The 26,958-nt window shown below is 70.0% G+C and carries 23 protein-coding genes; 6 read left to right on the top strand and 17 right to left on the bottom strand.

Annotation, left to right across the window (positions count from 1 at the left end; translation table 11 throughout):
- Nucleotides 1–92: 92 nt before the first annotated feature.
- The 3 genes from OF380_RS01635 to OF380_RS01625 are packed head-to-tail and all read left to right on the top strand — an operon-like array spanning nt 93 to nt 3,326.
- Nucleotides 93–1,175, top strand: coding sequence for a glycosyltransferase family 4 protein (locus tag OF380_RS01635; RefSeq protein WP_264049054.1), 1,083 nt, complete (start codon nt 93–95; stop codon nt 1,173–1,175).
- A 1-nt stretch (nt 1,176) separates the two neighbouring features.
- Nucleotides 1,177–2,271, top strand: a complete 1,095-nt coding sequence (locus OF380_RS01630; RefSeq protein ID WP_264049053.1) for a glycosyltransferase — start codon at nt 1,177–1,179, stop codon at nt 2,269–2,271.
- Nucleotides 2,268–3,326: a glycosyltransferase gene (locus OF380_RS01625; RefSeq protein ID WP_264049052.1), complete on the top strand. Its 1,059-nt coding sequence runs from the start codon at nt 2,268–2,270 to the stop codon at nt 3,324–3,326. Before OF380_RS01630 ends, OF380_RS01625 begins: the two co-directional genes overlap by 4 nt.
- A gap of 2 nt (nt 3,327–3,328) precedes the next feature.
- On the opposite strand, the gene OF380_RS01620 is transcribed toward OF380_RS01625, so the two are convergent.
- From OF380_RS01620 to OF380_RS01580, 9 genes are all read right to left on the bottom strand, one after another.
- The gene (locus OF380_RS01620; RefSeq protein ID WP_264051144.1) at nt 3,329–4,180 is read right to left on the bottom strand and encodes a glycosyltransferase family 2 protein; all 852 of its coding nucleotides are present in this window, start codon (nt 4,178–4,180) and stop codon (nt 3,329–3,331) included.
- On the bottom strand, nt 4,180–4,926 hold the full coding sequence (locus OF380_RS01615) for a PIG-L deacetylase family protein (RefSeq protein ID WP_264049051.1): 747 nt from the start codon (nt 4,924–4,926) through the stop codon (nt 4,180–4,182). The genes OF380_RS01620 and OF380_RS01615 overlap by 1 nt, the downstream gene beginning before the upstream one ends.
- A gap of 96 nt (nt 4,927–5,022) precedes the next feature.
- Entirely contained in the window at nt 5,023–5,916 is an 894-nt protein-coding gene (locus OF380_RS01610; RefSeq protein WP_264049050.1) for a polysaccharide deacetylase family protein, read from the bottom strand.
- A 16-nt stretch (nt 5,917–5,932) separates the two neighbouring features.
- Nucleotides 5,933–7,360 (bottom strand): amidase, encoded by a 1,428-nt coding sequence (locus OF380_RS01605; protein WP_264049049.1) that lies wholly within the window; start codon nt 7,358–7,360, stop codon nt 5,933–5,935.
- A gap of 123 nt (nt 7,361–7,483) precedes the next feature.
- A complete protein-coding gene (locus OF380_RS01600; RefSeq protein WP_264049048.1) occupies nt 7,484–8,488 on the bottom strand; it encodes an ABC transporter ATP-binding protein in 1,005 nt (334 codons plus the stop codon).
- Nucleotides 8,485–9,468, bottom strand: a complete 984-nt coding sequence (locus OF380_RS01595; RefSeq protein WP_264049047.1) for an ABC transporter ATP-binding protein — start codon at nt 9,466–9,468, stop codon at nt 8,485–8,487. Before OF380_RS01595 ends, OF380_RS01600 begins: the two co-directional genes overlap by 4 nt.
- Complete coding sequence (locus OF380_RS01590) at nt 9,465–10,415, bottom strand: ABC transporter permease (protein WP_264049046.1); 951 nt, start codon at nt 10,413–10,415, stop codon at nt 9,465–9,467. The genes OF380_RS01595 and OF380_RS01590 overlap by 4 nt, the downstream gene beginning before the upstream one ends.
- The gene (locus OF380_RS01585; RefSeq protein ID WP_264049045.1) at nt 10,412–11,392 is read right to left on the bottom strand and encodes an ABC transporter permease; all 981 of its coding nucleotides are present in this window, start codon (nt 11,390–11,392) and stop codon (nt 10,412–10,414) included. The genes OF380_RS01590 and OF380_RS01585 overlap by 4 nt, the downstream gene beginning before the upstream one ends.
- Nucleotides 11,393–11,690: 298 nt before the next feature.
- Complete coding sequence (locus OF380_RS01580; RefSeq protein ID WP_264049044.1) at nt 11,691–13,307, bottom strand: ABC transporter substrate-binding protein; 1,617 nt, start codon at nt 13,305–13,307, stop codon at nt 11,691–11,693.
- Nucleotides 13,308–13,604: 297 nt separating this feature from the next.
- Between OF380_RS01580 and OF380_RS01575 the strand changes: the two genes are divergently transcribed.
- The 3 genes from OF380_RS01575 to OF380_RS01565 all read left to right on the top strand — a co-directional run bounded on the left by OF380_RS01575 (nt 13,605) and on the right by OF380_RS01565 (nt 16,096).
- On the top strand, nt 13,605–14,612 hold the full coding sequence (locus tag OF380_RS01575; protein ID WP_264049043.1) for an SDR family oxidoreductase: 1,008 nt from the start codon (nt 13,605–13,607) through the stop codon (nt 14,610–14,612).
- Between the two features lie 45 nt (nt 14,613–14,657).
- The gene (locus tag OF380_RS01570) at nt 14,658–14,909 is read left to right on the top strand and encodes a hypothetical protein (RefSeq protein WP_264049042.1); all 252 of its coding nucleotides are present in this window, start codon (nt 14,658–14,660) and stop codon (nt 14,907–14,909) included.
- 464 nt (nt 14,910–15,373) lie between these two features.
- Nucleotides 15,374–16,096, top strand: a complete 723-nt coding sequence (locus OF380_RS01565; RefSeq protein WP_264049041.1) for a Crp/Fnr family transcriptional regulator — start codon at nt 15,374–15,376, stop codon at nt 16,094–16,096.
- A 239-nt stretch (nt 16,097–16,335) separates the two neighbouring features.
- On the opposite strand, the gene OF380_RS01560 is transcribed toward OF380_RS01565, so the two are convergent.
- From OF380_RS01560 to dxs, 8 genes are all read right to left on the bottom strand, one after another.
- Nucleotides 16,336–17,349, bottom strand: coding sequence for an HD-GYP domain-containing protein (locus tag OF380_RS01560; RefSeq protein WP_264049040.1), 1,014 nt, complete (start codon nt 17,347–17,349; stop codon nt 16,336–16,338).
- A 235-nt stretch (nt 17,350–17,584) separates the two neighbouring features.
- Nucleotides 17,585–18,295, bottom strand: coding sequence for a phosphorylase (locus OF380_RS01555; RefSeq protein WP_264049039.1), 711 nt, complete (start codon nt 18,293–18,295; stop codon nt 17,585–17,587).
- A 75-nt stretch (nt 18,296–18,370) separates the two neighbouring features.
- Nucleotides 18,371–20,368 carry a squalene--hopene cyclase gene (shc, locus tag OF380_RS01550; RefSeq protein ID WP_264049038.1) on the bottom strand — a complete coding sequence of 666 codons (1,998 nt, stop codon included), beginning with the start codon at nt 20,366–20,368 and terminating at the stop codon, nt 18,371–18,373.
- A gap of 39 nt (nt 20,369–20,407) precedes the next feature.
- Entirely contained in the window at nt 20,408–21,712 is a 1,305-nt protein-coding gene (hpnE, locus tag OF380_RS01545) for a hydroxysqualene dehydroxylase HpnE (protein ID WP_264049036.1), read from the bottom strand.
- A complete protein-coding gene (gene hpnD / locus OF380_RS01540) occupies nt 21,712–22,566 on the bottom strand; it encodes a presqualene diphosphate synthase HpnD (RefSeq protein ID WP_264049034.1) in 855 nt (284 codons plus the stop codon). The genes hpnE and hpnD overlap by 1 nt, the downstream gene beginning before the upstream one ends.
- Nucleotides 22,563–23,474 (bottom strand): squalene synthase HpnC, encoded by a 912-nt coding sequence (gene hpnC, locus OF380_RS01535; RefSeq protein ID WP_264049033.1) that lies wholly within the window; start codon nt 23,472–23,474, stop codon nt 22,563–22,565. Before hpnC ends, hpnD begins: the two co-directional genes overlap by 4 nt.
- The gene (gene hpnA / locus OF380_RS01530) at nt 23,471–24,496 is read right to left on the bottom strand and encodes a hopanoid-associated sugar epimerase (protein WP_264049032.1); all 1,026 of its coding nucleotides are present in this window, start codon (nt 24,494–24,496) and stop codon (nt 23,471–23,473) included. The genes hpnC and hpnA overlap by 4 nt, the downstream gene beginning before the upstream one ends.
- Nucleotides 24,497–24,658: 162 nt before the next feature.
- On the bottom strand, nt 24,659–26,596 hold the full coding sequence (gene dxs, locus OF380_RS01525; RefSeq protein ID WP_264049031.1) for a 1-deoxy-D-xylulose-5-phosphate synthase: 1,938 nt from the start codon (nt 26,594–26,596) through the stop codon (nt 24,659–24,661).
- Between the last annotated feature and the right edge of the window lie 362 nt (nt 26,597–26,958).

Genomic DNA, 26,958 nt, shown 5'->3' with positions numbered 1-26,958 from the left:
TGGCCAGATGGCCTGGCAGACTCCCATCGGGAGCGGTCCCGGTCCTCGCGACCGGGGGGCTTCCTCCCTCGAACCGTCGTGATCCGCATCCCGTGAAGATCGCCATCATCGCGCATCTCAAGTTCCCGATCGCCCAGCCGTTCTCGGGGGGGTTGGAGATGCACACCCATCTGCTCGCATCGGCGCTCCAGGCGCGCGGACATTCCGTCACCCTCTATGCGTCCGAAGGGTCGCGTGGGGTGTTCGACCTCGTCCCCGTCTGCCCGCCGACCGGGTGCGCCTTCGACGACGTCTCGGAGGCGCGGATCGATGCGGCCGAGCACGCCGCCTATGTGCGGATCATGGATGCCGTCGCGGCCGGCGGATACGATTTCGTCCACAACAACAGCCTGCACTACCTGCCCCTGCTGCGGGCCGGCGAGCTCGCGGTTCCGATGGTCACCGCCCTGCACACGCCGCCCTTCGAACCGTTCGTGCGCGGCGTCCGGGCACGGGCCCGCGACATGACCTTCGCCGCCGTATCGCCCTCCCTGGCGCGTGAATGGCACGAGCTCATCGGAGAACCCGTTGTCATCGGCAACGGGATCGACCTCGGTGCCTTCCGCTACGCGCCGACCCCGACAGGCGAGCCGCACGCGATCTGGATGGGGCGCCTCGTGCCCGAGAAGGGCCCCCACCTCGCCATCGACGCCGCCCGCGCCGCCGGCCTGCCGCTGAAATTCGCCGGGCCGCGCTCGAACCCCGCCTACTGGGACAGCGAGATCGCGCCGCGCCTCGGTGCCGACATCACCTATCTCGGCCATCTCGGGCATGACGACCTCGCCCGCCGTGTCGGCGAGGCCCACGTCGCCCTGTGCACGCCGCGCTGGGAGGAGCCCTTCGGCCTCGTGCTGGCCGAGTTCCTGGCCTGCGGCACCCCGGTCGCCGCCTTCCGCCGGGGTGCGATCCCCGACATCCTCGACGCGTCCTCGGGCGTGCTCGCCGATGCCGACGATGTCGCGGATCTCGGACGGGCCGTGACCCGGGCCATTCGCCTGAACCGCGCCGATTGCCGCCGCCGGGCCGAGCACCTGTTCGATGCCGACGTGATGACCCAGCGCTACGAGGAACTCTACGCGATCGAACTGGAGCGCGCCGCCCGCGCGGCGACCGGGGCCCGCGTCAGCAATGCCTGAGATGGACCTGTCCCTGAGCCGGGCCGTGGTCTGCGTCCCGGCCCGCAACGAGGCCGAGGCGCTACCGCGCCTGATCCGCTCCCTCGACCGACAGCAGGGCACGGGGGACGGGGCCCGCCTGCGCGTCCTGGTGCTGGCCAACAACTGTACCGACGCGACCGCCGACACGCTCCGGGCGATGGCACGGGCCGGGGATGTGCCGAACCTCGACCTCCGGGTCGTCGAGGCGACGATACCGCCTCCGGACGCCCATGTCGGGACCGCGCGCCGCCGCGCCCTCGACGCCGGGGTGGAATGGCTCGCCGGCGATCGCGTCGCGGACGGGGTCCTGCTCAGCACCGATGCCGACGCGATCGTCCCCGAGGACTGGGTCCGGGCCAACCTGCGCGCCCTGCGCCGGGCCGAACTCGTGGGCGGGCGCCTCGTGCTCCAGGCCGACGAAGTGTCCGACACGCCGGTGTTGCGGGCCCTGCACGACCGGATCGAGGAATACTGGTCCGCGGTGCGCGGGCTCGAGGACGCGTTCGATCCGCCCGCGCACGATCCGGCGCCGCGCCACGGCGACCACGTGGCCGCGAGCCTGAGCCCGCGGGCCGATCTCTACCGCGCGGTCGGCGGCCTGCCGGTCCTGCCCTGCGGGGAGGACAACGCCCTGGTCTCGCGCGTCCGCCTGCACGGCGGCCGGGTCCGCCACTGCCCCCACGTCTCCGTGGCAGTCTCGGATCGCGGCATCGGCCGCGTCCAAGGCGGCATGGCCACCGAGATGACGCGACGGGCCCGCGTGGCGACCGGGGGCGAGACCTATTGCCTGCCCCCGGCCGCGCATTGGCGCGCCCTCATCGCGCGTCGCCGCGCGGTGGCCGCCAGCTTTACCGATCGTGCAGGAGTCGCGGCGGGTCTGGCGGCGCTCGGCATCGCGCCGGACGACATCGCCGCCATCGACCCGACCAACTGTCCCAACGCCATCGCGCTGGTCGAGCGTGTCGAGGCCCGGATCGGCGAGGGGATCCCCGAGGCGGTCTCCGTGCCGCTGGAGGAGGCCCTGGCCGGGTTGCACGCGATGCTCGCCGAGGCGCGTCCGGCGCGGGTCGCATGAGCCGGCGCCCCATCGGCTATTACGTCCACCACCAGGGGGCGGGCCATTGGCAGCGGGCCTGCCTCATCGCCGAGGCCCTCGACCGCCCTGTCACGCTGATCGGCACCCTGGCCGGGCTGGATACCGGGAAGGCCCCCGTCCCGGTCCTCGACCTGCCGGACGACCGCCTGCTCACCGCCTTCGACGGGCGGGACGGCGCGGCCGACCGGCCGGAGGCGCTGCACTACGCGCCCGTGGGGGCCGACAACGTCCGGGCGCGCATGGGGCGTCTGGCCGCCTGGATCACCGAATCGGATCCGGCCCTGATCGTCACCGACGTCTCGGTGGAGATCACCCTGTTCGCACGCCTGATGTCCGTGCCGACCCTGGCCGTGCGCCTCTCCGGCAACCGCACCGACACGCCCCATCGCGAGGCCTTCCGCAGCGCAGAGGCGGTGCTGGCGTTCTTCCCGCCGGAACTCGAAGCCGCCGGCACCCCGGACTGGGTGCGGGCGAAAACCCTCTATGCGGGAATGCCGGCGCCCGAGATTTCCGGCGGCACGGCCCTTGAGGACGGTTCCATCCTCGTCATCTACGGGCGCGGCGGCGCGGGCGGACAGATCGCCGACCTCGCGCAGGCGGCGCGCGCGGTGCCCGACCGGTCCTGGCACGTCCTCGGCCCCGTGGAAGGCGGAACCGGGCAGCGTCCATCGAACCTTCACCTGCACGGATGGGTCGCGGATCCGGGTCCGCATCTCGCCCGCGCCACTCTGGTGGTGGGCGGGGGGGGCGACGGCGTCGTCTCAGCCGTCGCGGCGCAGGCCAAGCGCTTCGTCTGCCTGCCGGAGCCCCGAGCCTTCGACGAGCAGGTCGCCAAGTCGGAAGCCCTGGCGGCGCTCGGCGCGGCGATCCACTGCCCCACCTGGCCCACGGCATCCGAATGGCCCGGCGTCATCGCGGCGGGCTTGCGCCTCGATCCGGCGCGCATCGGCGCCCTCGGTCAGCCGGGTACGGTGGCACGAGCCGCTCGCCTGATCGGCGCGGTCGCCGATCGGGCAGAAGCGCGCCGCCCCTGAGGTCAGAAGGGGCGCTCGGCGGGCAGCCGGGTGGCGGCGATTTCGTCCGGCGTAGGCTGGCGCAGGATCGTCGGGCCGCTGCGCCAGTCCGCACCGATCAGCCCGCGTGCCGCGAAGGCGTCGAGCCAGCCATCCATCGGCCAGAGGCCGTGCCGCGCCTGGAAACGCGTCGCGTTGCGCAGGATGTCGGCGAAGTGCTGCAGCGGCGGGTCGCAGGCGAGGTGGTGCTGATGGAAGGCCTGGGCCCCGCCGGTGAACAGCACCGGGATGCCGAGCGCATCGGCCCGGAAGGCCAGGTCCGTGTCCTCGGCCCCGTAGCCGTCGAAGCCTTCGTCGAAGCCACCCAAGCGATCGAAGGTGGTGGCGCGCACGCCGAAGGCGAGGGACCAGAACAGGCCGGCATTCTCGCAACGCGCCATCCCATCCCGGGGAAATTCGCGGACGGGATGGGTCTGTCCGGCTTGCCGCAGGCCCGCCTCCGTCCAGCCATCGGCCACGGCACCCGCCGGCAGGTAGCGGATCTCGCAGCAGATCAGGCCATCGGCCCGGGTCAGGTCGTCGCTGAGGCGCGGCACCAGGTCGGCGGACGGGATGCAGTCGACGTCGAGGAAGACGAGCCGTTCGGTCGTGGCCGCGCGCCGCCCGGCGTTGCGGGCCCGGGCCAGGGGAAGGCCGTCGGCGTCGAGGACGATCCGACGGATCGGAAAGCCGAGATCGGGCAGGGGTTCGGGCTCTGCCCCCATCTCCACGACGATGCAGGCTTCGGGATGAGGGCCGCGCGCCAGGCCTTCGAGCAGGCGGGCGAGGTGGGCGTCACGCCCCTTGTTGAGCGTGATGACGGTGGTGTCGGCGATCACGGGGCGGACGCGTCCATGCGAATGAAGATCTCGTGGGTGCCGGTGAAGCGGGCGATCATCGCGGGCTCCAGGCGAAAGCCCGTGGGGTCGTCCGAGATAAGGTCGGTGGTCTGCGAGCGATGGGCCGCGATCGCCTCGGCCTTGGCGGCGCGGTGGGCGCCGACATCGATCCGGAAGCCCGTCGGCGGATCGCCCACCTCGGTGCCCTCGGGCAGGGTCCAGCCCCAGACCGGGTAGGCGAAACTGGCGATCGGGCCGAGATGCGGCCGCGCCAACCGCACGATGGCGGCGGCGGCCTGATGGTCGCAATGCGGATCGTGTCCCCAGGTCACACAGACCGCCCCGGCGCCGCTGCGCCGCGCGATCTCCGCGATCCGGGCGGCGGCCGCCTCGGCGACGGGGCCGGCGCTCGGCACCCCGGCATCGGGCAGGCGCAGGAAGGTGACGGCCTCGGCCGGCACGCCGAGGGCGGCCACGGCTGCCAGGGTTTCCTGCTCGCGCAGGGCCCGCAGCTTCTCCGGGGGGTACAGGGCGGAATGGGTGTGCGAGCCGCAGCCGTCGCTGACGATCACCACCGCGACCGCCTGCCCCCGGGCGCGCGCCGCCGCCATCACGCCACCGCAGCCGAGGCTCTCGTCGTCCGGATGGGGTGCCACCACGACGAGGCCGGTTCCCCCGGTCAGGGCATCGAGGTCGGCAACGGGCAGGCGTTCGGCGTCGGCGAGGAAGGCATCGGCGTGCATGGGACGGGCTCGGGTCACGGCGCTCGAAGCGCGAGCGCTCCTGTTAGACGCCCCAGCCTGATCGATGCCTGAACGGCCCCCCCTTGCAGGGCCTTCTTACAGCGCCGTGCCGCTCGCCTCGGCGAAAGCCGCGATGCCGCCCGCATTCGTGAGCCAGATCTCCTCGCGGTGGGCCGCGATATGGGCGAGCGCCCGACGCAAGGGGCGCAGGCGGTGCGGCTGGCCGACGATGTAGGGGTGGAGCGCGATGCCCATCACCAGGGGGGCGCTGCGCGACTGCTCCCGCATCTCGTCGAACGCCTGCACGAGGGCATCGGCGAATTGCTGCCCCGTCTCCTTGCGCGCCACGACGGCGGGGATGTCGTTGAGTTCCTGCGGATAGGGCACCGCCAGGATGCGCCCGCCGTCGCGCGTCGCGAACCAGGTCGGCTGGTCGTCGTGGCACCAGTCGAGCAGGTAGCGGTAGCCCGCCTCCGCCAGCAGGTCGGGGGTGGTCCGGCTCTGCGAGATCCAGGGTCCGAGCCAACCCGCCGGAGCCTTGCCCTCGTGCCGCGTCAGCACCGCCGTCGCCTCCGCGATCAGGGCGCGCTCCTCCGCCTCGTCGCGGTCGCCCTGACGCTCGGAATTGGTGCGGCCATGCCCGACGATCTCGTCACCCCGCGCCCGGAACGCCTCGATCAGGCCGGGGCAATCCGCATAGAGGCGGCTGTTGACGAGGACGCTCGCGGGAAGCTCCAGCGCATCGAGGGTGTCCTTCACCCGCCATGCGCCGACCCGGTTGCCCCAGTCGCGCCAGGCGTAGTTCAGCACGTCCGGCTGCGGCCCGCCGGGTGCCAGTTCGGCGCCGAGACCGCCCCCGAAATCGAAGCCCTCCAGGTTCAGGGCGATGTAGACGGCGAGGCGCTTGCCCCCCGGCCAGTCGTAGACGGGCCGGTCGGGCAGGGCGCTGTAGGCATAGCGGCCGTGATGGGGCCGGGCGGTCTCGGTCATCGGGTGTCTCGGGGGATCAGGACGGGTTCAGCAGGGCGGGCCGGCGGCGGGACACCCAGTTCGTCGCGGCGTCGTAGGCGGCGCCGAGTTGCAGGCAGGCGCGCTCCCCGTTGTTCGGCCCGACGATCTGGATGCCGGAGGGCCGGCCGGCGGGATCGAATCCGGCCGGCACGTTGAGGGCCGGCAGGCCGCTCATGGTGACGGGAATCACCACCTCCATCCAGCGGTGATAGGTGTCCATGGGACGTCCCCCCACGCAGGTCGGCCAGCGCTCCGCGACGTCGAAGGGGAACACCTGCGTCGAGGGCATCGCGAGGAAGTCGTAGCGCTCCTGGAAGCGGCGCACGGCCTCGTACCAGGCGGTGCGGCCCTCCTGCGCGGCGGTGACCTGATCGGCGGAGAGGGCGAGCCCGCGCTCCACCTCCCAGACCGCCTCGGGCTTGAGCAGCGCGCGGTAGGCGGGCTCGTCGTAAAGCGGGCGTAGGTTGGCGGCGGTCATCCAGGCCCGCAGGGTCAGCCAGTCGCGCCAGACCTTGCCCATGTCGAAGCGGGGCCGGTCCCATTCCACGCGGGCTCCGATCGCCTCGAAGGCGGCGAGCGCGCTGCGGTCGAGGTCGAGAACGCCGGGCTCGAAGGGCAGGTAGCCGTTGAAATCGTCGAACCAGGCGATGCGCGCGCCGGAAAAGTCCCGCTTGAGGTCCTCGGCGAAGACGCTCGGGTCCTGGGTGTTCGAGTAGGGCACCCGCGCGTCGTAGCCGGCCTGCACCGAGAGCAGCAGGCCGATATCGGCGGGGGAACGCCCGATGCCACCCGAGACCCCGAGGCCGGCGGTGAAGGCGTCCCGGCTCTCGATCGGGATGCGGCCGTAGCCGGTGCGCAGGCCGAAGAGGTTGTTGAAGGCGGGCGGGTTGCGGAGTGACCCGGCATGGTCGCTGCCATCGGCCACGGGCTGCATCTGCAGGGCCACCGAGACCGCCGCCCCGCCGCTGGAACCGCCGGCGGACTTCTCCGGGTCGTAGGCGTTCCGGGTGGTGCCGTAGACCGGGTTGAAGGTGTGCGAACCGAGGCCGAATTCCGGCATGTTCGTCTTGCCGATCACGATCGCACCCGCCTTGCGCAGGCGCTTGACCATAATGGAATCGGCCGCCGCGATGCGGTCCTGGAAGATCGGCGAGCCTTGGGTGAAGGGCAGCCCCTTGGCCGCGTCGATGTCCTTCACCGCCAGGGGGAAGCCGTGCAGGGGGCCGAGGAACTCGCCCCGCGTCGCTTGCGCATCGCGCTCCTCGGCGGCGGCCAGAAGGTCCGCCCGGTCGCGCAGGGCCACGATGGCGTTGACGGCGGGATTCAGCCGCTCGATTTGGTCGAGATAGGCCGTCATGACCGCGACGCAGGAGACGCGTCGGGCGTGGATCGCGGCAGAGAGTTCGACGGCGCTGAGTTCCACAATCGAAGGCGCCGGTTTGTCGGGCTCGGCGTCGGGCGGTGCGCCGGTCGGTTCGACCGGGGATCGAGCTGGGTTCGGACTCATGCTCTGCCTCTGAGGCACGTTCGGGCGCGCGGCCGAGCGTCAGGCCGGCAGCCGGCGCTCCTGAAAGGCGTGGCAGGCAACCCCCTCCACGAGGGCCGGCACTTCCGCGCGGCAGCGGTCGTTGGCAAAGGGACAGCGCGGGTTGAAGGCGCAACCCGACGGCGGATTGATCGGGTTCGGGATTTCGCCCGAGACGGGGATGCGCTTGCGCCCGGTGAGGCCGATATCCGGCACCGCGTCGAGGAGCATGCGCGTGTAGGGATGTTTCGGAGCACGGAAGAGTTCCCGTCCGTCTGCGATCTCGACCACGCGTCCCAGATACATCACACCGATGCGGTTCGCCATGTGACGGACGACGGCGAGGTTGTGGCTGATGAACAGGTAGGTCAGCCCGAGCCGGTCCTGAAGGTCGCGCATCAGGTTGAGAATCTGGGCCTGCACCGAGACGTCGAGGGCCGAGGTCGGCTCGTCGCCCACCAGGAACTCGGCTTCCGATGCCAGCGCCCGCGCGATGGCGATGCGCTGGCGCTGGCCGCCGGAGAATTCGTGCGGGTACTTCACGCCGTCGTCGGGGTGCAGCCCGACGAGCCGGAGGAGTTCGCCGACGCGGGCGCCGATGGCGGCCTCGCCCTGGAGGAGGTTGAAGGCCCGGATCGGCTCGGCGATGATCCGGCGGACCCGCCAGCGCGGGTTCATCGAGGCGTAGGGATCCTGGAAGATCATCTGGATCCGCCGCCGCAGCCGGCGCCGGGCGGCGGCCTCGCGCGGGTCGGTCATCGAGATTCCGGTGATGCGCACGTCCCCCGCGCTCGGCGGCAGCAGGCCCACCACCATGCGGGCGACGGTGGATTTGCCGGATCCGGATTCGCCGACGAGCGCGAAGGTCTCGCCCCGGCGGATGGCGAAGCTGACGCCATCCACCGCCTTGAGGATCTGCTTCGGCTGGCGTTCGATGACGCGGTTCAGCCAGGGGCGCGACACATCGAAGGTCCGGCGCAGACCGTCGATGGCGACGTAGGGCGCGGGTGTCACGGGTGCGTTCATGCGGCCGACGCCTCCGACCGGTCGTAGAGATGGCAGGCGACGCGGTGGTCGCCGACGGGGATCGGGTCGGGCCGTTCGGCCACGCAGCGCGTGAAGGCGGAGGGGCAGCGCGGGTTGAAGGCGCAGCCCGTCGGGATGTTCGAGAGGCGCGGCATCGAACCGGGGATCTGGGCCAGCCGGTCGGTCTCCTGGGCGAGTGTCGGGATCGCCCCCATCAGGCCCTTGGCGTAGGGGTGGAGCGGGTTCTGCACGACGTCGCGCACGGGGCCGATCTCGGCGATGCGGCCCGAATACATCACCGCCACCCGGTCGGCGGCCTCCGCGATCACGCCCATGTCGTGGGTCACCAGCATCACGGCGGTGCCGCGCTCGGTGCCGAGGCGCTTGAGGAGCGCGATGATCTGGGCCTGCACGGAGACATCGAGCGCGGTCGTCGGCTCGTCCGCGATGATGAGCTCCGGCTCGGCGGCGAGCGCCAGGGCGATCACCACGCGCTGGCGCATGCCGCCGGAGAACTCGTGCGGGTAGCCGTCGATCCGCCGCTCGGGGGCCGGGATCCCCACCTCTGTGAGGAGGTCGATGGCTCGCTGCCGCGCGGCCCGCTCCGAGAGGTCGGTATGGGTGCGAATGGTCTCCACGATCTGGCGCCCTACCCGGTAGAGCGGGTTCAGGCTGGTGAGCGGATCCTGGAAGATCATGCCGATGCGCCGGCCCCGGATGCGCCGCATGGCCTCCGGGGACAGATTGTCGATCCGCTCGCCCTTGAGCAGGATCTGTCCCCCGACGATGCCGCCGGGCGGATCGATGAGCCCGATCACGGCCGAGCCGGTCACCGACTTGCCGGCGCCGGATTCCCCGACGACGCCAAGGATCTCGCCCCGCGCGATGTCGAAGGAGACGTCGTCGATGGCGGTCAGGGTGCCGCGCCGGCCCGCGAAGGCTACGCGCAGGTTGCGGACCGAGAGAACGGGTTCTGTCATTGCAGCTTGGGGTTCAGGGCGTCGCGCAGCCAGTCGCCGAGCAGGTTGATCGCCAGGACGAGGCCGGCGAGCGCCAGCCCCGGAAAGGCGACGATCCACCACTCGCCGGAGAACAGGAAGCGGTTGCCGGTGCGGATCAGGGTGCCGAGCGAAGGCATCGAATCGGGCAGGCCGGTGCCGAGAAACGAGAGCGTCGCCTCGGTGATGATGGCCAGCGCGAGGTTGATGGTGGCGATGACGAAGACCGGCCCGAGCACGTTCGGCAGCACGTGGCGGACCATGATGACCGGTGCGGACAGGCCGATGAGCCGCCCGGCCTGGACGTAGTCCTTGTTCTTCTCCACCAGCACCGAGGAGCGCACGGTGCGGGCGTACTGCACCCAGAACGAGAGGCCGATGGAGAGGACGATGAGGCCGATGGCGGCCTCCGTGTCCATCTGGCTGCCGAGCGCGGACTTCGCGACGCCGTCCACCACCAGGGCGATCAGGATCGCCGGGAAGGTGAGCTGCACGTCGGCGACCCGCATGATCAGCGTGTCGATGAACCCGCCGAAATATCCGGCCACCAGCCCGAGCAGGATGCCGAGGGTGCCCGAGACGAGGACGCCGAGGAGGCCGACCACGAGGGAGAGCCGCAGGCCGTAGAACACCGCCGAGAGCACGTCGCGGCCCTGGTCGTCGGTGCCCAGCGTGAACGGCGCGACGCCGTCCGGATACCAGAGCGGCGGCAGGCTCGAATTGATCAGTTCGAGCTGGGCCGGGTCGTAGGGGTTCTGCGGCGAGATCCATGGCGCGGCGACCGCCAGGACGACGAAGAGCAGCGTCACCGCGAAGGCGCCCATCGCCAGCTTCGAGCGCCGGAAGCTGGCGTAGACGTCGGAATCGAGGAAGCGGGCCAGGGTCGAGCGCCGGGGCGGCGCCGGCATCTCCTGCACGGACGCGCTCATGGGGCCCGTCCCGTGGACAGGCGCAGGCGGGGATCGACGATGGTGTAGAGCACGTCCACCACGAGGTTGATGACGACGAAGATGGCGGCCACCAGCAGCAGGTAGGCGGCCATGATGGGGATATCGACGTTCTGCACCGCCTGGACGAAGAGCAGGCCCATGCCCGGCCACTGGAACACCGTCTCGGTGATGATCGAGAAGGCGATTACCGAACCGAGTTGCAGGCCGGCGATGGTGATGACCGGGACCAGCGTGTTCTTCAGGGCGTGCCCGAGGTGGATGGAGCGGGTGGTCAGGCCCCGTGCCCGGGCGAAGCGGATGTAGTCGGTGCGCAGCACCTCCAGCATCTCGGCCCGCACCAGCCGCATGATCAGCGTCATCTGGTACAGGCCCAGCGTCACCGAGGGCAGGATGAGGGCGCGCAGGCCGGACGCGGTAAGGAACCCTGTCGTCCACCATCCGAGTCGAACGGTGTCGCCCCGACCGAACGAGGGCAGCCAGCCCAGCGTCACCGCGAACAGGAAGATCAGCAGGATGCCGATCAGGAAGGTCGGCAGGCTGATCCCGATCAGAGAGACCGCGAGGAACACCTTGGCGAGCCAGGTCTCGCGCCGCAGGGCGCAGTAGACCCCCATCAGGATGCCCACGGTGAGGGCGAACAGCGTGGCGCAGAGGGCGAGTTCGAGGGTCGCGGGCATGCGCTCGGCGAGCAGGGCCGAGACCGGCTGGCGAAACTGGTACGAGGTGCCGAATTCGCCCCGCGCCACGTTGCCGGCATAGCGCAGGAACTGCACGACCACGGGATCGTCGAGGCCGAGGTCCTTCCGGATCGCGACGCGCTCCTCGTAGGGCGTGTCGACGCCGACGATCTGATTCACCGGGTCACCGGCGAAGCGGAACATCGAGAAGGCGATCAGGCCCACCGCGAACAGGACCGCGATGGACTGGAGCAGGCGCTGGAGGATGAAGGCGATCATCGGTGAAGGCCTTCCGCGGGAGATCCGGTCCGGCCGATCACCGGCCAGGGGAAGCGCGCCGTCATTCCGGCGCGCTGGAGGCGAGCCCGGACCCGCAGGGGCGCCCCAGCGGCGTGCAATCCAGAACCGCTGATGGCGTTAACTCCTGCCTGGACGGCGGGTCCGGATCCTGGGCACCGCTGGGCGGCCCCACGATGACGGCGTGCTTTGTGGAATGATCCTCGGCTGCGAACCCATTCCGGTTGCCGCCCGAGATCGAAGCCCGGCCCACGCACCTCTACAAACCTCTCGCGGGATCTCACGGCTGCTTCGACACCCAGTACAGCATCAGCATGTTGTCAGGGCGCTGGGTCAGGGTGACCTTCTTCGACACGCCCCAGGCGAGCGCCTGCTGGTGGAGCGGAATGAAGCCCCAATCGGCCTGGATCTGGTCGAAGCCTTCCTTGATCTGCGCGTTGCGCTTGGTCTGGTCGGTCTCGGCCTCCGCGGAATCCGCGAGCGCATCGACCTTCGGGTTGCAGTAATTGCCGAGGTTCCAGTTGCCCCGGCCCGGCTTGGAGCCGTTCCGGCAGCCGGCGATCTCGAACAGGATGTTGTGCGAATCCTGGGAGGAGGGGGTCCAGCCGACGAGGTAGAACGACGTGTCGTAGGCCGGCGCCAGCACCTTGGCGAAGTACTTGGCTTTCGGCTGTGCGTTGAGGTTCACCTTCACGCCGACGCGGGCCAGCATCGAGACGACCGCCTGGCAGATCGCCTCGTCGTTGACGTAGCGGTCGTTCGGGCAATCCATGCCGAGCGAGAACCCGTCCGGATAGCCGGCCTCGGCGAGCAGCGCCTTGGCGCGCTTGGGGTCGTAATCCGGCCGCTTGATCTCGTCGGCGCGCGGGAAGAGCACCGGCGCGATCAGCAGGGCGGAGGGCGTCGCCTGGCCCCGCATGACGCGCTTGGCGATCGTCTCCTCGTCGATGGCCCGGTAGAAGGCCTCGCGCACGCGGACATCCTTGAACGGGTTCTTGCCCTTGACGTTCGAGTCCTTCAGCTCGTCGCGGGACTGGTCCATGCCGAGGAAGATCGTGCGCAGTTCCGGCCCGGCCATCACCGTGCTGGTGCCGCTGGCGTTGACGCGCTGGGCATCCTGCAGGGGCACGGGTTCGATCCAGTCGACCTCGCCGGAGATGAGGGCGGCGACGCGGGTGGCATCGTTCTGAATCGTGGTGAAGACCGCCTCGTCGAGGTTCGATTCCGCCTTGCCCCAGTAATTCGGGTTCTTCTTGAACACCGTGCGCACGCCGGGCTGGTGTTCGCTGACGATGAAGGGCCCGGTGCCATTCTCGTGGAGCGCCGCGTAGCTGGTGGCGGTGGCGCTCGGCAGGGTCGGCGACACGGCCCCGTGCTTCTCGGCCCAGGCCTTTGACATGATGTACCAGGTCGAGAACTGGTAGAGGGCGATGGGGTTTGGGCTCTTCAGCACCATGTCGACGGTGTGATCGTCGACCTTCACCCATTCGGCGTCGGACGGGACGTTGGTGGTGAAGTTCGAGCCCGGCGCCCGCACGCGGGTGGCCGAGAAGATCACGTCGTCGGCGGTGAAGGGGGAGCCGTCGTGGAACGTGACGCCCTTGCGCAAGTGGAAGCGCCAGCGCGTCGGCTCCGGATTTTCCCAAGACTCGGCGAGCATGGGGGCGAGCTTCAAATTTTTGTCGCGCGTGATGAGCGAGTCGAAAATGGCGCCGTGCATCCCGATCGTGAAGCTTTCCTTCAGCGAGTAGGGATCGAGGGATTTGATGTCACCCTGGAAAGCGAAGCGAAAGACGTTGGCAGCCGCGGCGGGAGCCGGAGCGGACAGGCCGAGACCTCCGGCGAGGAGTGTCGCCGAGACGAACGCTTTGACCGTTGACTTCAACAAGGCAGCCATCCTCTTCGAGCGTGCTTCCCACGCGGCTTCACCCACCTTGGCATGGATCGGGCCAAGCTCGAACGCCCTTCTCCGCGCCATCCACCTCGATGCGGAGGGGAAGCCTGGACACCGGGCCAAGCGCCGCGCCTGAGCGGATCCCTGCCTAGAAATCAGTCAATCGCCGCAAATCGGTCAAGACGCGGTCATGTCGCGCTTCCCCGGGACACGCGGCGTCCCCGGCCGGGTGAACAGCCGGGCACCGGCACCGGTTGACCGTGCATCTCCTCACACGCGAGCCCCGGGAGCCGGAACCGCATGGCCTTCACGCGCAAGCCCCTCGACCAGCAGGTCATCGTCATCACGGGAGCCTCCAGCGGCATCGGCCTCGCCACCGCCCGGATGGCGGCACAGGCCGGCGCGAAGGTCGTGCTCGCCGCGCGCAACGGCGACGTGCTGGCGGAAGTCCGGCGCGAGATCGAGGCGGCCGGGGGCGAGGCCCTGCATGTTGTGGCCGATGTCGGCGAACGCGCCGAGGTGCAGGCCATCGCCGACCAGACGATCGAACGCTTCGGGCGCATCGACACCTGGGTCAACGATGCCGGCTTGTCGATCTTCGGGCGCCTGGAGGAGGTCACCGACGCCGACCATCAGCGCCTGTTCCAGACCAATTTCTGGGGGGTCGTCTACGGCTCGCTGGTGGCGCTGCCGCACCTCAAGGCTTCGCGCGGAGTATTGATCAACCTCGGCAGCGTCGCCTCGGACATCGCCTTTCCGTTGCAGGGCATGTACTGCGCCAGCAAGCATGCCATCAAAGGCTTCACCGATGCCTTGCGCATCGAATTGGAATCGGCGGGCGATCCGGTCGCCGTGACGCTGATCAAGCCGGCCTCCATCGATACGCCCTTCCCGCAGAACGCCCGCAACTACACCGACCACGAACCGAAGCTGCCGCCGCCGATCTACCGGACCGAGGAGGTCGCCAACGCGATCGTGCACGCGGCCGTGCATCCGCAGCGCGACATCTATATCGGCGGCGGCGGGCGCCTGATGAGCAGCGCCAAGCGCATGGCCCCCCGGGCCTTCGACCGGGTCGCCCGCACCATGACGGCGCAGCAGCAGCGGGCGGAGGCACCCCGCGACCGGGGCGGCGCCCTCTATGCGGCGGGGCTCGGCGGCCGCGTCGCCGGCGATCATCCGGGCTACGTCATGCGGCGCAGCTTCTATACGCGCAGTGCCCTGCATCCGCTGGCGACCGCCGCCGTGGTGGCGGGTTTCGGACTTGCCGCCGCCAGCCTCCTTGGCGGCAGCCGGCGTCACTCTTGAGCGAAAGGGCACTGCCGGACGGCGGAAACGGGGGAGGGCAGGGACATGGCGGATCTCGCACACACGCTTCAGCGCTTCGAGGCGCTGATGCTCGCCGAACAGCCCGTCGATATCGGACAGGCCGACGACGCGATCTGGGCCTATCTCGCGCAATCGCATGGAAGCACGGCGCAGATCGCGGCCCTGGATCGCCTGAGCGCGGAGGCCGCTCGGCTGAAAGGGCCCTCGCCGTTCCTGCCGCACCTGCGCACTGCCCTGGAGCGGCACCGGGCCCGCCTTACCGAACCCTCGGCCTGACCCGGGATCCACCCCGGCCGCTTTGCGTTTCGAGAGCGTGCTTCAAATAGGCGCAAGACCGACCCGGCTCTCTTTGGCTAGAGAGGGCGACGCCTCTTGCCGGACCCAGGGCTGCGTGTGGACAACGTTCGGCTATCCGGACGCCGTTACATTTAGCATGGGGATTACTTGATCAATTGTACACCGACCTCAACCTAGGTTAATGTTCGAAAACATACGAAGTTGTTCTGTCATCTTACGCGTTCTGGGACCGCAGGCTAAAGGCCTCTTCGTAACGTGCCGCTGTCGTGCTTCTTTCACAGCGGCCATACGGGTTGGCCGGGAGACGACGCCGCCGGGTCATGGGACCGGCTTCTTGCCGGACCCGGGCATTGCGACTCCGTCGGGTCCGGGCCGGATCGCACGATAGACGCCCTGATACGGACGCCGAATTGCCTTCCAGATCTGCCGCTCCGCGCCCCGACATGTCCAACCCGCTGGTTCGAAAGCTCGAAGCCTTCGGTCGGCTCACGACCGCCGAACGCGACATCCTCGAACGGATCAGCGCTCCGAGCCACCTCGTCGGCGCGCGCATCGATCTGATCCGCGAGGGCGATCCCCCCGATGGCGTCGTCCTCATCATGGAGGGGATCGCCTGCCGCCAGAAGCACCGGGCGAACGGGTCGCGCCAGATCACCGCCTACCTCGTGCCGGGCGACGCCTGCGACCTCGACGTGGCGCTGCTGAGCCGGATGGATCACACCATCACGACGCTCTCCACCTGCCGCGTCGTGCGCATCCCGAGCGATGTGGTGGCACGTCTGATGGCCGAGCATCCCGCCATCGCCAAAACCCTGCGGATGGCCACCCTCGTGGACGAGGCGACCTTGCGCGAGTGGCTCGTCAACGTGGGGTGCCGCTCCGCCATCGAGCGGATCGCGCACCTGTTCTGCGAGCTGCTCGTGCGCCTCCAGGTCGTCGGCTTGGCCAGCGAGGATTCCTACGAGCTTCCCGTCACCCAGTTGGACCTCGCCGACACCGTCGGGCTCTCCAACGTTCACGTGAACCGCTCGCTCCAGGAACTCAGGCGCCAGGGTGTGATCGAACTGAAGGGTCGGACCCTGAAGATCCTCGACCGTCACAGGCTCAAGACGATCGCGGAGTTCAACGCCCGCTACCTGCACCTGGGCCCACGCGCCGTGGCCTGACCGGAACGCGGAGGCGCGTCGCGGACGGGACAATCCTCGTCGAAACGACGTCCGATCGAAGCTGTTTCCAGCTTATGTCAATGCGAGCCCCGGCTCCGACGGGCATGTTGACCGGGTCGGGCGCTCATGGGTGTTCGGCGGGTCTCGCTGATGCCTTGCCCCCGATTGCATCGGCGAGACCCCATTTTCTTGTCGCGGCGCTTCCGGTCCCGACGCCGTGCGCCGATCCGGCATGCCGCTCAGGCGCCTGAATCTCTCTCGCGCAGGAAAGCGTCGACGCAGGCCGGGTCGAAATGCGAGTCCGCATTCGTCCGGATGTGGTTGAGCGCCTCCGCCTCGCTCCAGGCCTTCTTGTAGGGCCGCTCCGAGGTGAGGGCATCGAAGACATCCGCGACGGCGACGATGCGACCGGCGAGCGGGATCGCCTCACCCTCAAGTCCGAGCGGGTAGCCGGTCCCGTCCCAGCGCTCGTGATGCGTGGCGGCGATCTCGGCCGCCAGCTGCATGAGGCTGGAGGAACCCGCTTCGAGGATTCGCCGGCCGCGCTCGGCATGGGTCTGCATGGCGCTGCGCTCCTCCGCCGTCAGCGGGCCGGGCTTGAGCAGGATCGCGTCGGGCACGCTGATCTTGCCGACATCGTGCATCGTCGAAGCGAGGCTCAATTGCTCGACCTGCTCCTCGGGCAGGCCGAGGCCCCGGCCGATCGTCGCCACGAGGTGGGCGACCCGCGCCACATGGTTGCCGGTCTCGTTGTCCCGGTGCTCGGCGGCCTTCATGAGCATCATGACGATCTCGCGTTCCCGCGCGGCGATCAGGGCCGTGGCCGCCTTGACCTCGCGATCGAGCCAGGCCGCCCGGTCCATCTGATCGAGGCGCGCCTGGTTCAGCGCCAGGAGGTTCGACACCCGGGCCCGGATCTCCACCGCGTCGAAGGGTTTCGCCAGGAAGTCCGTGGCGCCTGCCGTCAGGGCTTCGCGGCGCAGGCTGCGCTGATCGAGGCTCGTCACCATGACGATGGGCACGTGCGCGAAGCTCGGGATCAGCCGGGCGCTGCGGATGAACGCCACCCCGTTCATCCCGGGCATCTCGAAATCCGAAATCGCCACGCCGATGTCCGTCGCATTCCCACGCACGAAGGCGAGGGCTTCGACGGGACAGGTGAAAGCCTGGACCGTGCAACCGGGCAGATCGCGGATGACCTCGGCGAGCAGCAGATTGTTGAGCGGCGCGTCGTCGAGGATGAGCACGTACATCGAAGGCGTTCCGCGTTCCGGCCCCGGGGATCGCCGGGGGCTGCCTGCCGAAGGCGCCCCTTCGGGCGGCACCCGCGCGTCAGCCCGACAATCCGGGTTGGTCTCCACCATCATAGCAAAATGGTGGGTTTGTCGCCGGCCAAGGTGGAGCACGCATCGACCGCACGGCCCTCTGCCGGCTGCGAAGCCGAACCGGGCGGGGAACGTCGCGGGTGGGCGGCCGATGCCGTGAGCCTCAGGCGGAACGCCGCGGCACGCCGAGGCCGTCGCCGAGGTGCGAGCGGCACCGCTTCAGGCTGGCGAAGGCGGTGCCGGAATCCCGTGCGAGGTGGACCAGCGGGCGGATCTGCGATGGGTCGCGGGCGACCGCCGAGAGCACGGCCCGGATGTCGGGCTCGCCGTTCGGTTTCAGGGCCTTGGCGGCGAAGGCCGGAATGGCGCGCGCGGCCGGATCGCACACGATGCGGAGAGCCGCGAAGGGTAGACCGTGCCGCTCTGCGAACGCGGCGGCCACGTGCGATTCCATATCGACACCGGCGGCTCCGGTGGCCCGCCGCAGTGCCGCTTTGTGCGCGACGGTGAGCACGGCCGCGTCGACGCCCGCCAGCACCGCCGACCGCACCCGCAGCCCCGATCCGTCGAGCGCGCGCCGCATGGCTTCCACGATGGCGGGATCGGCGACATGCCGGCCACTCGGGGTAACGATGGCTGTGGCCACCAGAACATCGCCGGGCAGGAGGTCGGGATCGAGGCCGCCCGCGATGCCGATGCTCACCACCGCGCGGCAGCCGGGCTCCGTCCGCTGGGCGAGCAGGGCCCGCAGTCGGGCCGGGTCGCCCCCCGCTCCGATGGCAGTGACGCCCGGGCCGGCGGCGAGCCGCGCCTCCTTCGCCAATCCGGTCACGGCGAGGACGGGCAGGGGCTGCGATAGGGTGCTGGCACTCATGATTCGTCCGCGATGCCGCGTCCCGCATCGGGTGCGGCCGGCCGAGGGGCGCGGTTGCGGGACCGCGCCCGGGATTCACATCCCGAACGCGACGTTCCGGGTATTGCTGCGCTTGAGGTTGCGGTAGCGCGCCATGGCCCAGAGCGGGAAGAACTTCGGGTAGCCGTGATAGCGCAGGTAGAACACGCGCGGGAAACCCGTAGCGGTGTAGCGCTCCTCGGACCAGAAGCCGTCGGCGCCCTGCGTACGGGTGAGATAGTTGATGCCGCGCGTCACCGCCGGATCGTCGGCCTCGCCCGCCGCCATCAGGGCGAGGAGCGCCCAGGCGGTCTGGGAGGCCGTGGAGTAACCGGGCTCGAAGGCCGGATCGATCTTGTAGGAGGAGGCATCCTCGCCCCAGCCGCCATCCGGATTCTGGATCCGGATCAGCCAGGCCACCGACTTGCGGATTTCCGGCGAGGCCGGGTCGACCCCGGCGGCATTCAGGGCGCAGAGCACCGACCAGGTGCCGTAGATGAAGTTCATGCCCCAGCGGCCGTACCAGGAGCCGTCCTCCTCCTGATCGTTCAGGAGGTAGATCACGCCGCGATCGAGGGCCTTCGAACTGGCGCGGGTCTCGCCGAGCTGGGACAGCATCGAGACGACGCGGGCCGTGACATCGGCGGTGGGCGGATCGAGCAGCGCGCCGTGATCCGAGAACGGGATGTGGTTGAGGTAATGGTGGTTGTTGTCGGCGTCGAACGCCGCCCAGCCACCGTCGCTCGATTGCAGGCCCTCGACCCATTCGCGGGCCCGGGCGATGGCGTTCGCGTAGTCGGGCACATCGGCGACCGGACCGTGCTGACGGGTGGCCCGGTCCATGGCCATGACCACCACGGCGGTGTCGTCGAGATCGGGGAAATGCGGGTTGGCGTACTGGAAGGCCCAGCCGCCGGGACGCACGTTCGGCCGTCCGGCCGCCCAGTCACCCTTGATGTCGAGCACCTGCAGGGGCTTCAACCAATCGAGGCCGCGCCGGGCCTGGTGCTCGGCATCGGGTCCGCCCGCTTCGAGCAGGGCATGGCCGGCGAGCGCCGTGTCCCAGACCGGGGACAGGCAGGGCTGCACGTAGGCCTCGTGCTCCTTGACGACGACGAGCTTCTCGATCGCCTCACAGGCGATGCGCACCTGCGGGTGATCGGCGGGGTAGCCGAGCACGTCGTACATCAGCACGGTGTTGACCATGGCGGGGAAGATCGCGCCGAGGCCGTCATCGCCGTTCAGGCGCTCGCTGACCCAGGCCACAGCCTTGTCCATGGCGCGCTCGCGGCGCTTCTTCGGGAAATAGTCCTGCGTGACCTGGAGCATCCGGTCGATGGCCCCGAAGATCGGCGTCCACGGCCAGGTGGCATGCGGGCTGCCCGGCCAGGTGCGCACCGTTGCCGGAGGCGCCACGAACAGCTCCGGGATACCGACGCCGCGCGGGTTCTTCGCCAGCGGCTTCCTGGCCTGGATCACCAGCATGGGCACGATCACGCAACGCGCCCAGTAGGAGACCTTGTCGAGGTGGAACGGGAACCACCGCGGCAGGTGCATGATCTCGACGGGCATCACCGGCACGGCGCGCCACGGCACCTCGCCGTAGAGGGCGAGCAGGAACCGGGTGAACACGTTGGCGTTGGCCGCGCCACCGCGCGAGAGGATGGCCTCGCGGGCCCGGCGCATGTGCGGCGCTTCGATGGAATCGCCGATCATCTTGAGGGCGAAGTAGGCCTTGACGCTGGCGCTCATGTCGAACGGGCCGTCATGGACCAGGGCCCAGCCACCGTGCTTGCCCTGCGTACGCCGCAGGTAAGCGCCGATCTTGGCCTCCAGCTCCGCCGGAATTTCCGTTGCCCGGAACTGGTGGAACATGATGTATTCGGAGGGGATGGTCGCATCCGCCTCGAGTTCGAAGCACAGGTGTCCGTCGGCATGCGCCAGGGCGGTCAGCGCCTGGGTCGCACGCACGACGCCGCGATCGACGTCCTCGAGTGAGATCTCCTGCGTCTTGGGGCGCTGCAGCGCCTCGACCTTCCTGTATGCGTCCCGCATCGTCCTCGCCTCACCGGCCGCGCTTGCAGCGGCCCTACCTCACGCCGCGCCGCGCGCCAGTGCCTGTCCGCACGTCCCGTCCTTTCGGACGAGAGCGTGCGCGGCGGTCGTCCCAGAACGGATAGCTCCCTCGATCGTCGAAGGCAGACCGGTCGCGGTCCAGTCGCCTGCCAGGACGAGATTCGCATGGGCCGTCACGGCGCCGGGGCGCCGCGCGGCCTCGGCGGGCGTTGCCGCGAAGGTCGCCCGCTTCTCCTTGACGATCTGCCAGCTTGGCAGTTCCGGCGCAAGTCCGGTCAAGGTCACGATCTCGGCCCAGATCCGACGTCCCAAATCTTCGCGGGGCACATCGAGTAGTCGATCTGCTCCACTGATCGTCACGGATAGACGATCCGGATACGCGAACAGCCACTCCGTCAATCCGTTCACCACGCCGAGAAGTAATGGCGATCCCGGAGGCGGGACAATGGCGAAATGGGCATTCACGATGGACCGGTGGCTCTGCGGAGCCGGCAGGTCGGGCAGCAGGTCGCTGGCCACCCAGGGCGGCAGCGCCAGCACGACCGCATCATCCGGCCCGAGACTGACCGATTCGTCGCTGAACACGAGGCCGTCGATCCGGCCGTTCCCGAGAGTCAGGCTGCGCAGGCGATGCCCGAAGCGGAGTTCGGCACCACGCTGCGTCAGGTAGGCCACCGCCGGGTCGACGAAGGCGGCCGAGAGCCCCTCGACCGCGACGAGGGGCCGGCAGGCCTTTCCGCCCGCTCCGAGCGTCTCGCGCAGGATCTTCGCGGCGAGGCCCGTGTCGCTCTCCTTCGGATCGGTGTTGAGGGCCGCCAGCAGTACCGGGTGCCAGAGCCGTTCGTAGAGGGTACCCTCGCAGGCCATGCTCTCGCCGATGGTCCCGCCCTGGCCCGGCGCCTTGCCGGCGGCGGCCTTCAGGATGCCAAGCGGCGCGAGGTAGTCGCGTGCCGAGGTCCCCGGCACGCGGCGCGAGGCCTGGAGCACCCACCACGGCACGCGGCCGGCATTGGGGCGCAGGGTCCAGCGCTCGCCCGTCTTCAGGTCGGCGAAGGGGAAGGCAGCCTCGTCCGGGCCGCTCAGGGCGCTCGCCGGCGCGCCGATCGTGCGCATGAAGCCCAGCGCCGAGGTGTTGCCCGACAGGAGCAGGTGGTTGCCGTTGTCGATGGTGAGGCCGAGGGTCGGATCGTAGTACGAGCGGCAGCGCCCGCCGGCCTGCTTGGCTGCCTCGTGCACGATGACGCGCGCGCCCCGCTCGACGAGCGAGACGGCGGCCGAGAGGCCGGCGAGGCCGGCGCCGACGACGTGAACGGTGCCCGCCATCAGACGATCCCGTGGCGGAGGGCGACGCCGAGCAGCGCGAGCTTGCCCGGCTTCACCCGCGCGCGCGGCTTCTGCCATCCGCGCGCCAGCAGCGCGTCGAGGTAGAGCCGGTAGGCCGCGGCCATGAGGCGGGGCGCCTTGGTCACCTTGCGCGGGCAGCGCCCGATGATCTCCCAGGTCGCGCGGTAATGGGCATCGGCCTCCGCCGCGACGGCCGCGCAGACCTCGCCGATGCGGGGATGGTCGATCGCGGCCTGGGGCGTCGGGGCGGTCAGGCCGATGGCGGCAAGCTTCTCGCGCGGCAGGTAGAGGCGGTTGCGCTCGGCATCCTCGTCGATGTCGCGCAGGATGTTGGTGAGTTGGAGCGCACGGCCCTCGTGGTGGGCGAGCGCGATGCCCTCCGCCTCGGCCACGCCGAACACGCGCACGGACAGGCGGCCGACCGCGCTGGCGACGCGGTCGCAATAGAGGTCGAGGGTGGCCTCGTCGGGGGCGACGATGTCCTCGAAGGCATCCATCGCCATGCCGTCGATCACGGCCTGGAAGTCGTCCCGCAGGAGTCCGTAGCGGCGGATCGGCACCACGAGATCCTGCACGCGTGCCGCCGGCCGCCCGGCGTAGAGATCGTCGATGTCGGCGCGCCAGCGGTCGAGTTCGGCCGCGCGGACCGGTGCCGGGCCGCCGTCGTCCGCGACATCGTCCACCGCCCGGCAGAAAGCGTAGACGGCGTACATCGCCTCGCGGCGCTCCGGCGGCAGCAGCCGCATCGCCGTGTAGAACGACGAGGATTTCGCCGGCAGGGCGGCGACCTCGGACGGCGCGGATTCGGTGGCCGGGGACAGGGTGGCGCTCATGCGTGGCTCCCTCGCGCCGTCTTCAGGGCCTGCGCGCGCAGGGTCCGGCCGCGCAGAGGGCGTCGGGCCAGCGTCGCGGCGATGCCGCCGAACGCGGTCAGCGCGAAGGCGGCCTTGCCGTGATGGACCTTCTCGGAGAGCGGGTCGCGCTCCATCAGGCCCCGGCAGAGGACGACGGCGAGGCGGTGGATCGCGGCGATCTCGAGGCTCAGGCGCAGGTCCGCGATGAGGTCGGGCAGCACCGCGCCCTCGTCGAGGAGCAGCATGGTCTTCTCGGCAAGATCGCGGATCACGTTGCGCAGCGCCGGCGAGGCCTTGTCGGCGCCGAGTTCCGAGATCGCCGCGCCGTGCCGGTCCAGGGCATCCTGCGGGATGTAGACCCGGTCGAGTCCGCGAAAATCCTTCCCGCAATCCTGCAGGTGGTTGATGATCTGCAGGGCGGCGCAGATCGCGTCGGACGGCCCCCAGACGACACTGCGATCCTCGCCGTGCACGTCGAGGACATAGCGGCCGACCGGCATGGCGGAGAGCCGGCAATAGGCGATGAGTTCGTCCCAGTCCGCGTAGCGGTTCTTGCGCGCGTCCAGGCGAAAGGCATCGAGGAGTTCGAGGGCGTGGGTCGGGCCGAGCCCACGCGCCGCCAACTCCCGCCGCAGCGGCACGGCGGCGGAATCGGACGGGTTCGTTCCGGTCAGGTCGGCGGCCAGGGCGTCGAGGAGTTCGACCTTGCGCTCGGGCATCAGACCGTTGTGATCGGCGACGTCGTCGCCGGCCCGCACGAAGTCGTAGAAGGCCAGGATCGCGCTGCGGTGCCGCGGGTGGATCAGGTGGGAGGCGACGGGAAAGTTCTCGTCGCGATAGCCCTTGCCGGTGCGCGCCTCGGTGGCCGTCTGGATCGTCGCGCTCATCTCAGGCGTCCCTCCTGACGGAACCACGCGATCGCATCCGACAGACCTTCGCGGTAGGGGCGGGCGCTGTAGCCGAGTTCGGCCCGCGCCTTCGCGTCGGAAAAGAACATCCGGTAGCGCGACATCTTGATGCCGTCGATGGTGGCGAAGGGCGCCTTGCCGGTGAAGCGCGCGATCTGCTCCGACACGAAGGCGATCGGATAGACCACGGCGCGGGGCAGGTTCACGGTCGGCGGCTTGCGGCCGACCATGCCGGCGATGTCGGCGAGCATCTGCGAGAGCAGCACGTTCTCGCCGCCGAGGATGTAGCGCTCGCCGATGCGCCCGTGCCGGAGCGCCAGCAGGTGTCCGGCGGCCACGTCGTCCACGTGAGCGAGGTTGAGGCCCGTATCCACGAAGGCGGGCATCCGGCCGAGGGCGGCCTCCAGGATGATGCGTCCGGTCGGGGTCGGCTTCACGTCGCGCGGACCGATGGGCGTCGAGGGATTGACGATGACCGCCGGCAGGCCGTTGCGCGCCACCATCTCCTCGACCACGCGCTCGGACACGACCTTGCTGCGCTTGTAGGCGCCGATGGCCGTCCCGGGCGTGAGGGGGCGGCTCTCGTCGGCCGGCGTGCCGTCGTCGTGCGGCTTGATGGTCGCGACGCTCGACGTATAGACGATGCGCTCGATCCGGGCCCGCAGGGCCTCCTCCATCAGGATGACGGCGCCGTCACGGTTGGTCGCGACGATCTCCTCCGGGTCGGGCGCCCAGAGGCGGTAATCGGCGGCCGCGTGGACGAGGTAGCGCTGACCCTGAAGGGCCCGTGCGACGGCGGCGCGGTCGCGCATGTCGCCCTCGACGATCTCGACGTCGGTCCAGGTCAGGTTGGTGCGCGGCGAGGTTGCGCGCACCATGATCCGCACCGGAAAGCCCGCCTTCCGGAAGACATCGACCAGGGCCGCTCCCAGGAAACCGCTCGCGCCGGTGATGAGAACCGGGCCGGCGTCGAACGGGCCGGAAGGGGTCGCCTGTGGCATTTCTCTCGTAAGGGTCTGAGGATCTTGAACGCGTGCCGGGCCCGAGGCGAACCTCGGACCCATGAATGGCGCGCTTTTGTCATCGAAACCGCCACCGGACAAGCGCAACGGAGCCACACCCGGGCTGCAAAGCCCGGGGGTCTCAGCGCCGGCCGAGGCGGTTCAGGCGAGGCGCAGGCGCCCCGACTGACCGGCCTTCCGCTCGGGCAGTGCGGCCTTGACGACCTTGAGGATACCGGCGGCGTCGAGGCCGGCCTCGGCGTACATCGCGTCCGGCGTGTTGTGGTCCTGGTAGGTGTCCGGCAGCGTCAGCGTGCGCACCCGGACCCGGCCCGCATCCAGCGCGCCCCTGTCCGCGAGCAGGTGCAGCACCATCGCGCCAAAGCCCCCCACCGAGCCCTCCTCCAGCGTCACCAGAACCTCGTGGCTGCCCGCCAGGTCCAGGATCAGGCTCTCGTCCAGCGGCTTGGCAAAGCGCGCATCCGCCACCGTGACCGCGACCCCCTCTGCCTCCAGGAGGTCGGCCGCCTTCAGCGCCTCCGACAGGCGCGTGCCCAGCGCCAGCAGAGCCACCCGCGCGCCCTCCGGCCGGCGCACCATCCGCCCCCGGCCGATCGGCAGCACCTCGCCCCGCTCGGGCAGGTCCACGCCCACGCCCTCGCCGCGCGGGTAGCGCAGCGCGATCGGGCCGGTGTCGTGCGCATGCGCCGTGGCCACCATGTGCACCAGCTCGGCCTCGTCGGAGGCCGCCATCACCGTCATGTTCGGCAGGCAGCAGAGATACGCCAGGTCGAACGCGCCCGCATGGGTCGCCCCGTCCGCGCCCACCAGCCCGGCCCGGTCCAGGCAGAAGCGCACGGGAAGGTTCTGCAGCGCCACGTCGTGCACGACCTGGTCGTAGGCCCGCTGCAGGAAGGTCGAGTAGATCGCCACGAACGGCTTGTAGCCCTCGGTGGCGAGCCCCCCCGCGAAGGTCACCGCGTGCTGCTCGGCGATGCCGACGTCGAAGGTCCGGTCCGGATGCGCCTTGCCGAACAGGTCGATGCCCGTGCCTCCCGGCATGGCGGCGGTGATCGCCACCACCTTGTCGTCGGCATCGGCCGCCTTGATCAGGCTCTCGCCGAACACCCGGGTGTAGGCCGGGGCGTTGGGCTTGGCCTTGGCCTGGACGCCGGAGAGCACGTCGAACTTGACCACGCCGTGGTAGCGGTCGGCGCTGGCTTCAGCCGGCGCGTAGCCCTTGCCCTTCTGCGTGACCACGTGGAGCAGGATCGGGCCCTGCTCGGAGTCGCGCACGTTCTTGAGCACGGGCAGCAGGTGGTCGAGGTTGTGCCCGTCGACCGGCCCGACATAGTGGAAGCCCATCTCCTCGAACATCGTGCCCGAGCCCACCACCAGGGAGCGGGCGTATTCCTCGGCCGCGGCCGCGCGCTGGTAGAGCCCCTTCGGCAGGAGCTTGCCGAGCTGCTTGGCGGTCTCGCGCAGGGACTGGTAGGTGTCGCCCGAGGCCAGCCGCGCGAAGTAGGCCGACATCGCGCCCACGGGCGGCGCGATCGACATGTCGTTGTCGTTGAGAATGACGATGAGGCGCGAGTGCAGGGCGCCGGCATTGTTCATGGCCTCGTAGGCCATGCCCGCCGACATCGAGCCGTCGCCGATCACCGCGATCATGTTGCGGCGCTTCGGGGCCGGCGCGCCCTTGGCCTTGGCGGAGGCCTCGTCGAGGTCGCGCGCCACCGCCATGCCGAGCGCCGCCGAGATCGAGGTGGAGGAGTGGGCCGCCCCGAACGGATCGTAGACGCTCTCCGAGCGCTTGGTGAAGCCCGACAGGCCGCCGGGCTGGCGCAGGGTGCGGATGCGGTCGCGTCGGCCGGTGAGGATCTTGTGCGGGTAGGCCTGGTGGCCGACGTCCCAGACGATGCGGTCGTCGGGCGTGTCGAACACGTGGTGCAGCGCCACGGTGAGCTCGACCACCCCGAGCCCCGAGCCGAGATGCCCGCCCGTGACCGAGACCGCCTCGATCATCTCCGCCCGCACCGCGTCCGCCACCGCCTGAAGCTGGCTCTCCGGAAGCAGACGCAGCGCCGCAGGCTCCGACAACCCGTCGAGAAGCGCCGTCGCGCCTGTAGAATCTTGCGAGGTTTCTTGCCGTGACACTGATTCACACCCGTTCGTTGCTGGACATCCGCTCGATCCAGCCCGCCCGGCGATGCGCGGTCCGACCCTCAAACGGTGTAGACCCCAGAACCAGGCCGGGGCGTTTCGATCGCACTTATAACGCCATTACGCCGGTTTGCCACGCAACGCGGCGCGGGTGGCATTGAGAGTGGACGCTTCAGCTCTGCAGAACCGTTCCGACGATCACCCGACGATGGGATTCGCGACCGCATCCTCGAATCGCCGCGAGGCTGGCATCGCCGTTCGAAGTCCGGCAGTTAATCCCCTCGTTCGTTCCGATCAAC

The sequence above is a fragment of the Methylobacterium sp. FF17 genome (genome assembly GCF_025813715.1).
Classification (GTDB): Bacteria; Pseudomonadota; Alphaproteobacteria; order Rhizobiales; family Beijerinckiaceae; genus Methylobacterium; species Methylobacterium flocculans.
This window is presented reverse-complemented; position numbering and strand designations above follow the sequence as displayed.

What these genes read in the sequence shown, in the direction of transcription:
- hpnE (WP_264049036.1), bottom strand. Translation starts at nt 21,712, where the DNA reads ATGGCGGGCACCGTTCACGTCGTCGGCGCCGGCCTCGCCGGCCTCTCG.
- hpnC (WP_264049033.1), bottom strand. Translation starts at nt 23,474, where the DNA reads ATGAGCGCGACGATCCAGACGGCCACCGAGGCGCGCACCGGCAAGGGC.
- OF380_RS01570 (WP_264049042.1), top strand. Translation starts at nt 14,658, where the DNA reads ATGGCGGATCTCGCACACACGCTTCAGCGCTTCGAGGCGCTGATGCTC.
- OF380_RS01555 (WP_264049039.1), bottom strand. Translation starts at nt 18,295, where the DNA reads ATGAGTGCCAGCACCCTATCGCAGCCCCTGCCCGTCCTCGCCGTGACC.
- hpnD (WP_264049034.1), bottom strand. Translation starts at nt 22,566, where the DNA reads ATGAGCGCCACCCTGTCCCCGGCCACCGAATCCGCGCCGTCCGAGGTC.
- OF380_RS01600 (WP_264049048.1), bottom strand. Translation starts at nt 8,488, where the DNA reads ATGAACGCACCCGTGACACCCGCGCCCTACGTCGCCATCGACGGTCTG.
- OF380_RS01615 (WP_264049051.1), bottom strand. Translation starts at nt 4,926, where the DNA reads ATGCACGCCGATGCCTTCCTCGCCGACGCCGAACGCCTGCCCGTTGCC.
- OF380_RS01575 (WP_264049043.1), top strand. Translation starts at nt 13,605, where the DNA reads ATGGCCTTCACGCGCAAGCCCCTCGACCAGCAGGTCATCGTCATCACG.
- OF380_RS01630 (WP_264049053.1), top strand. Translation starts at nt 1,177, where the DNA reads ATGGACCTGTCCCTGAGCCGGGCCGTGGTCTGCGTCCCGGCCCGCAAC.
- OF380_RS01565 (WP_264049041.1), top strand. Translation starts at nt 15,374, where the DNA reads ATGTCCAACCCGCTGGTTCGAAAGCTCGAAGCCTTCGGTCGGCTCACG.
- shc (WP_264049038.1), bottom strand. Translation starts at nt 20,368, where the DNA reads ATGCGGGACGCATACAGGAAGGTCGAGGCGCTGCAGCGCCCCAAGACG.
- OF380_RS01610 (WP_264049050.1), bottom strand. Translation starts at nt 5,916, where the DNA reads ATGACCGAGACCGCCCGGCCCCATCACGGCCGCTATGCCTACAGCGCC.
- OF380_RS01585 (WP_264049045.1), bottom strand. Translation starts at nt 11,392, where the DNA reads ATGATCGCCTTCATCCTCCAGCGCCTGCTCCAGTCCATCGCGGTCCTG.
- OF380_RS01595 (WP_264049047.1), bottom strand. Translation starts at nt 9,468, where the DNA reads ATGACAGAACCCGTTCTCTCGGTCCGCAACCTGCGCGTAGCCTTCGCG.
- OF380_RS01560 (WP_264049040.1), bottom strand. Translation starts at nt 17,349, where the DNA reads ATGTACGTGCTCATCCTCGACGACGCGCCGCTCAACAATCTGCTGCTC.
- OF380_RS01580 (WP_264049044.1), bottom strand. Translation starts at nt 13,307, where the DNA reads ATGGCTGCCTTGTTGAAGTCAACGGTCAAAGCGTTCGTCTCGGCGACA.
- OF380_RS01590 (WP_264049046.1), bottom strand. Translation starts at nt 10,415, where the DNA reads ATGAGCGCGTCCGTGCAGGAGATGCCGGCGCCGCCCCGGCGCTCGACC.
- OF380_RS01625 (WP_264049052.1), top strand. Translation starts at nt 2,268, where the DNA reads ATGAGCCGGCGCCCCATCGGCTATTACGTCCACCACCAGGGGGCGGGC.
- hpnA (WP_264049032.1), bottom strand. Translation starts at nt 24,496, where the DNA reads ATGCCACAGGCGACCCCTTCCGGCCCGTTCGACGCCGGCCCGGTTCTC.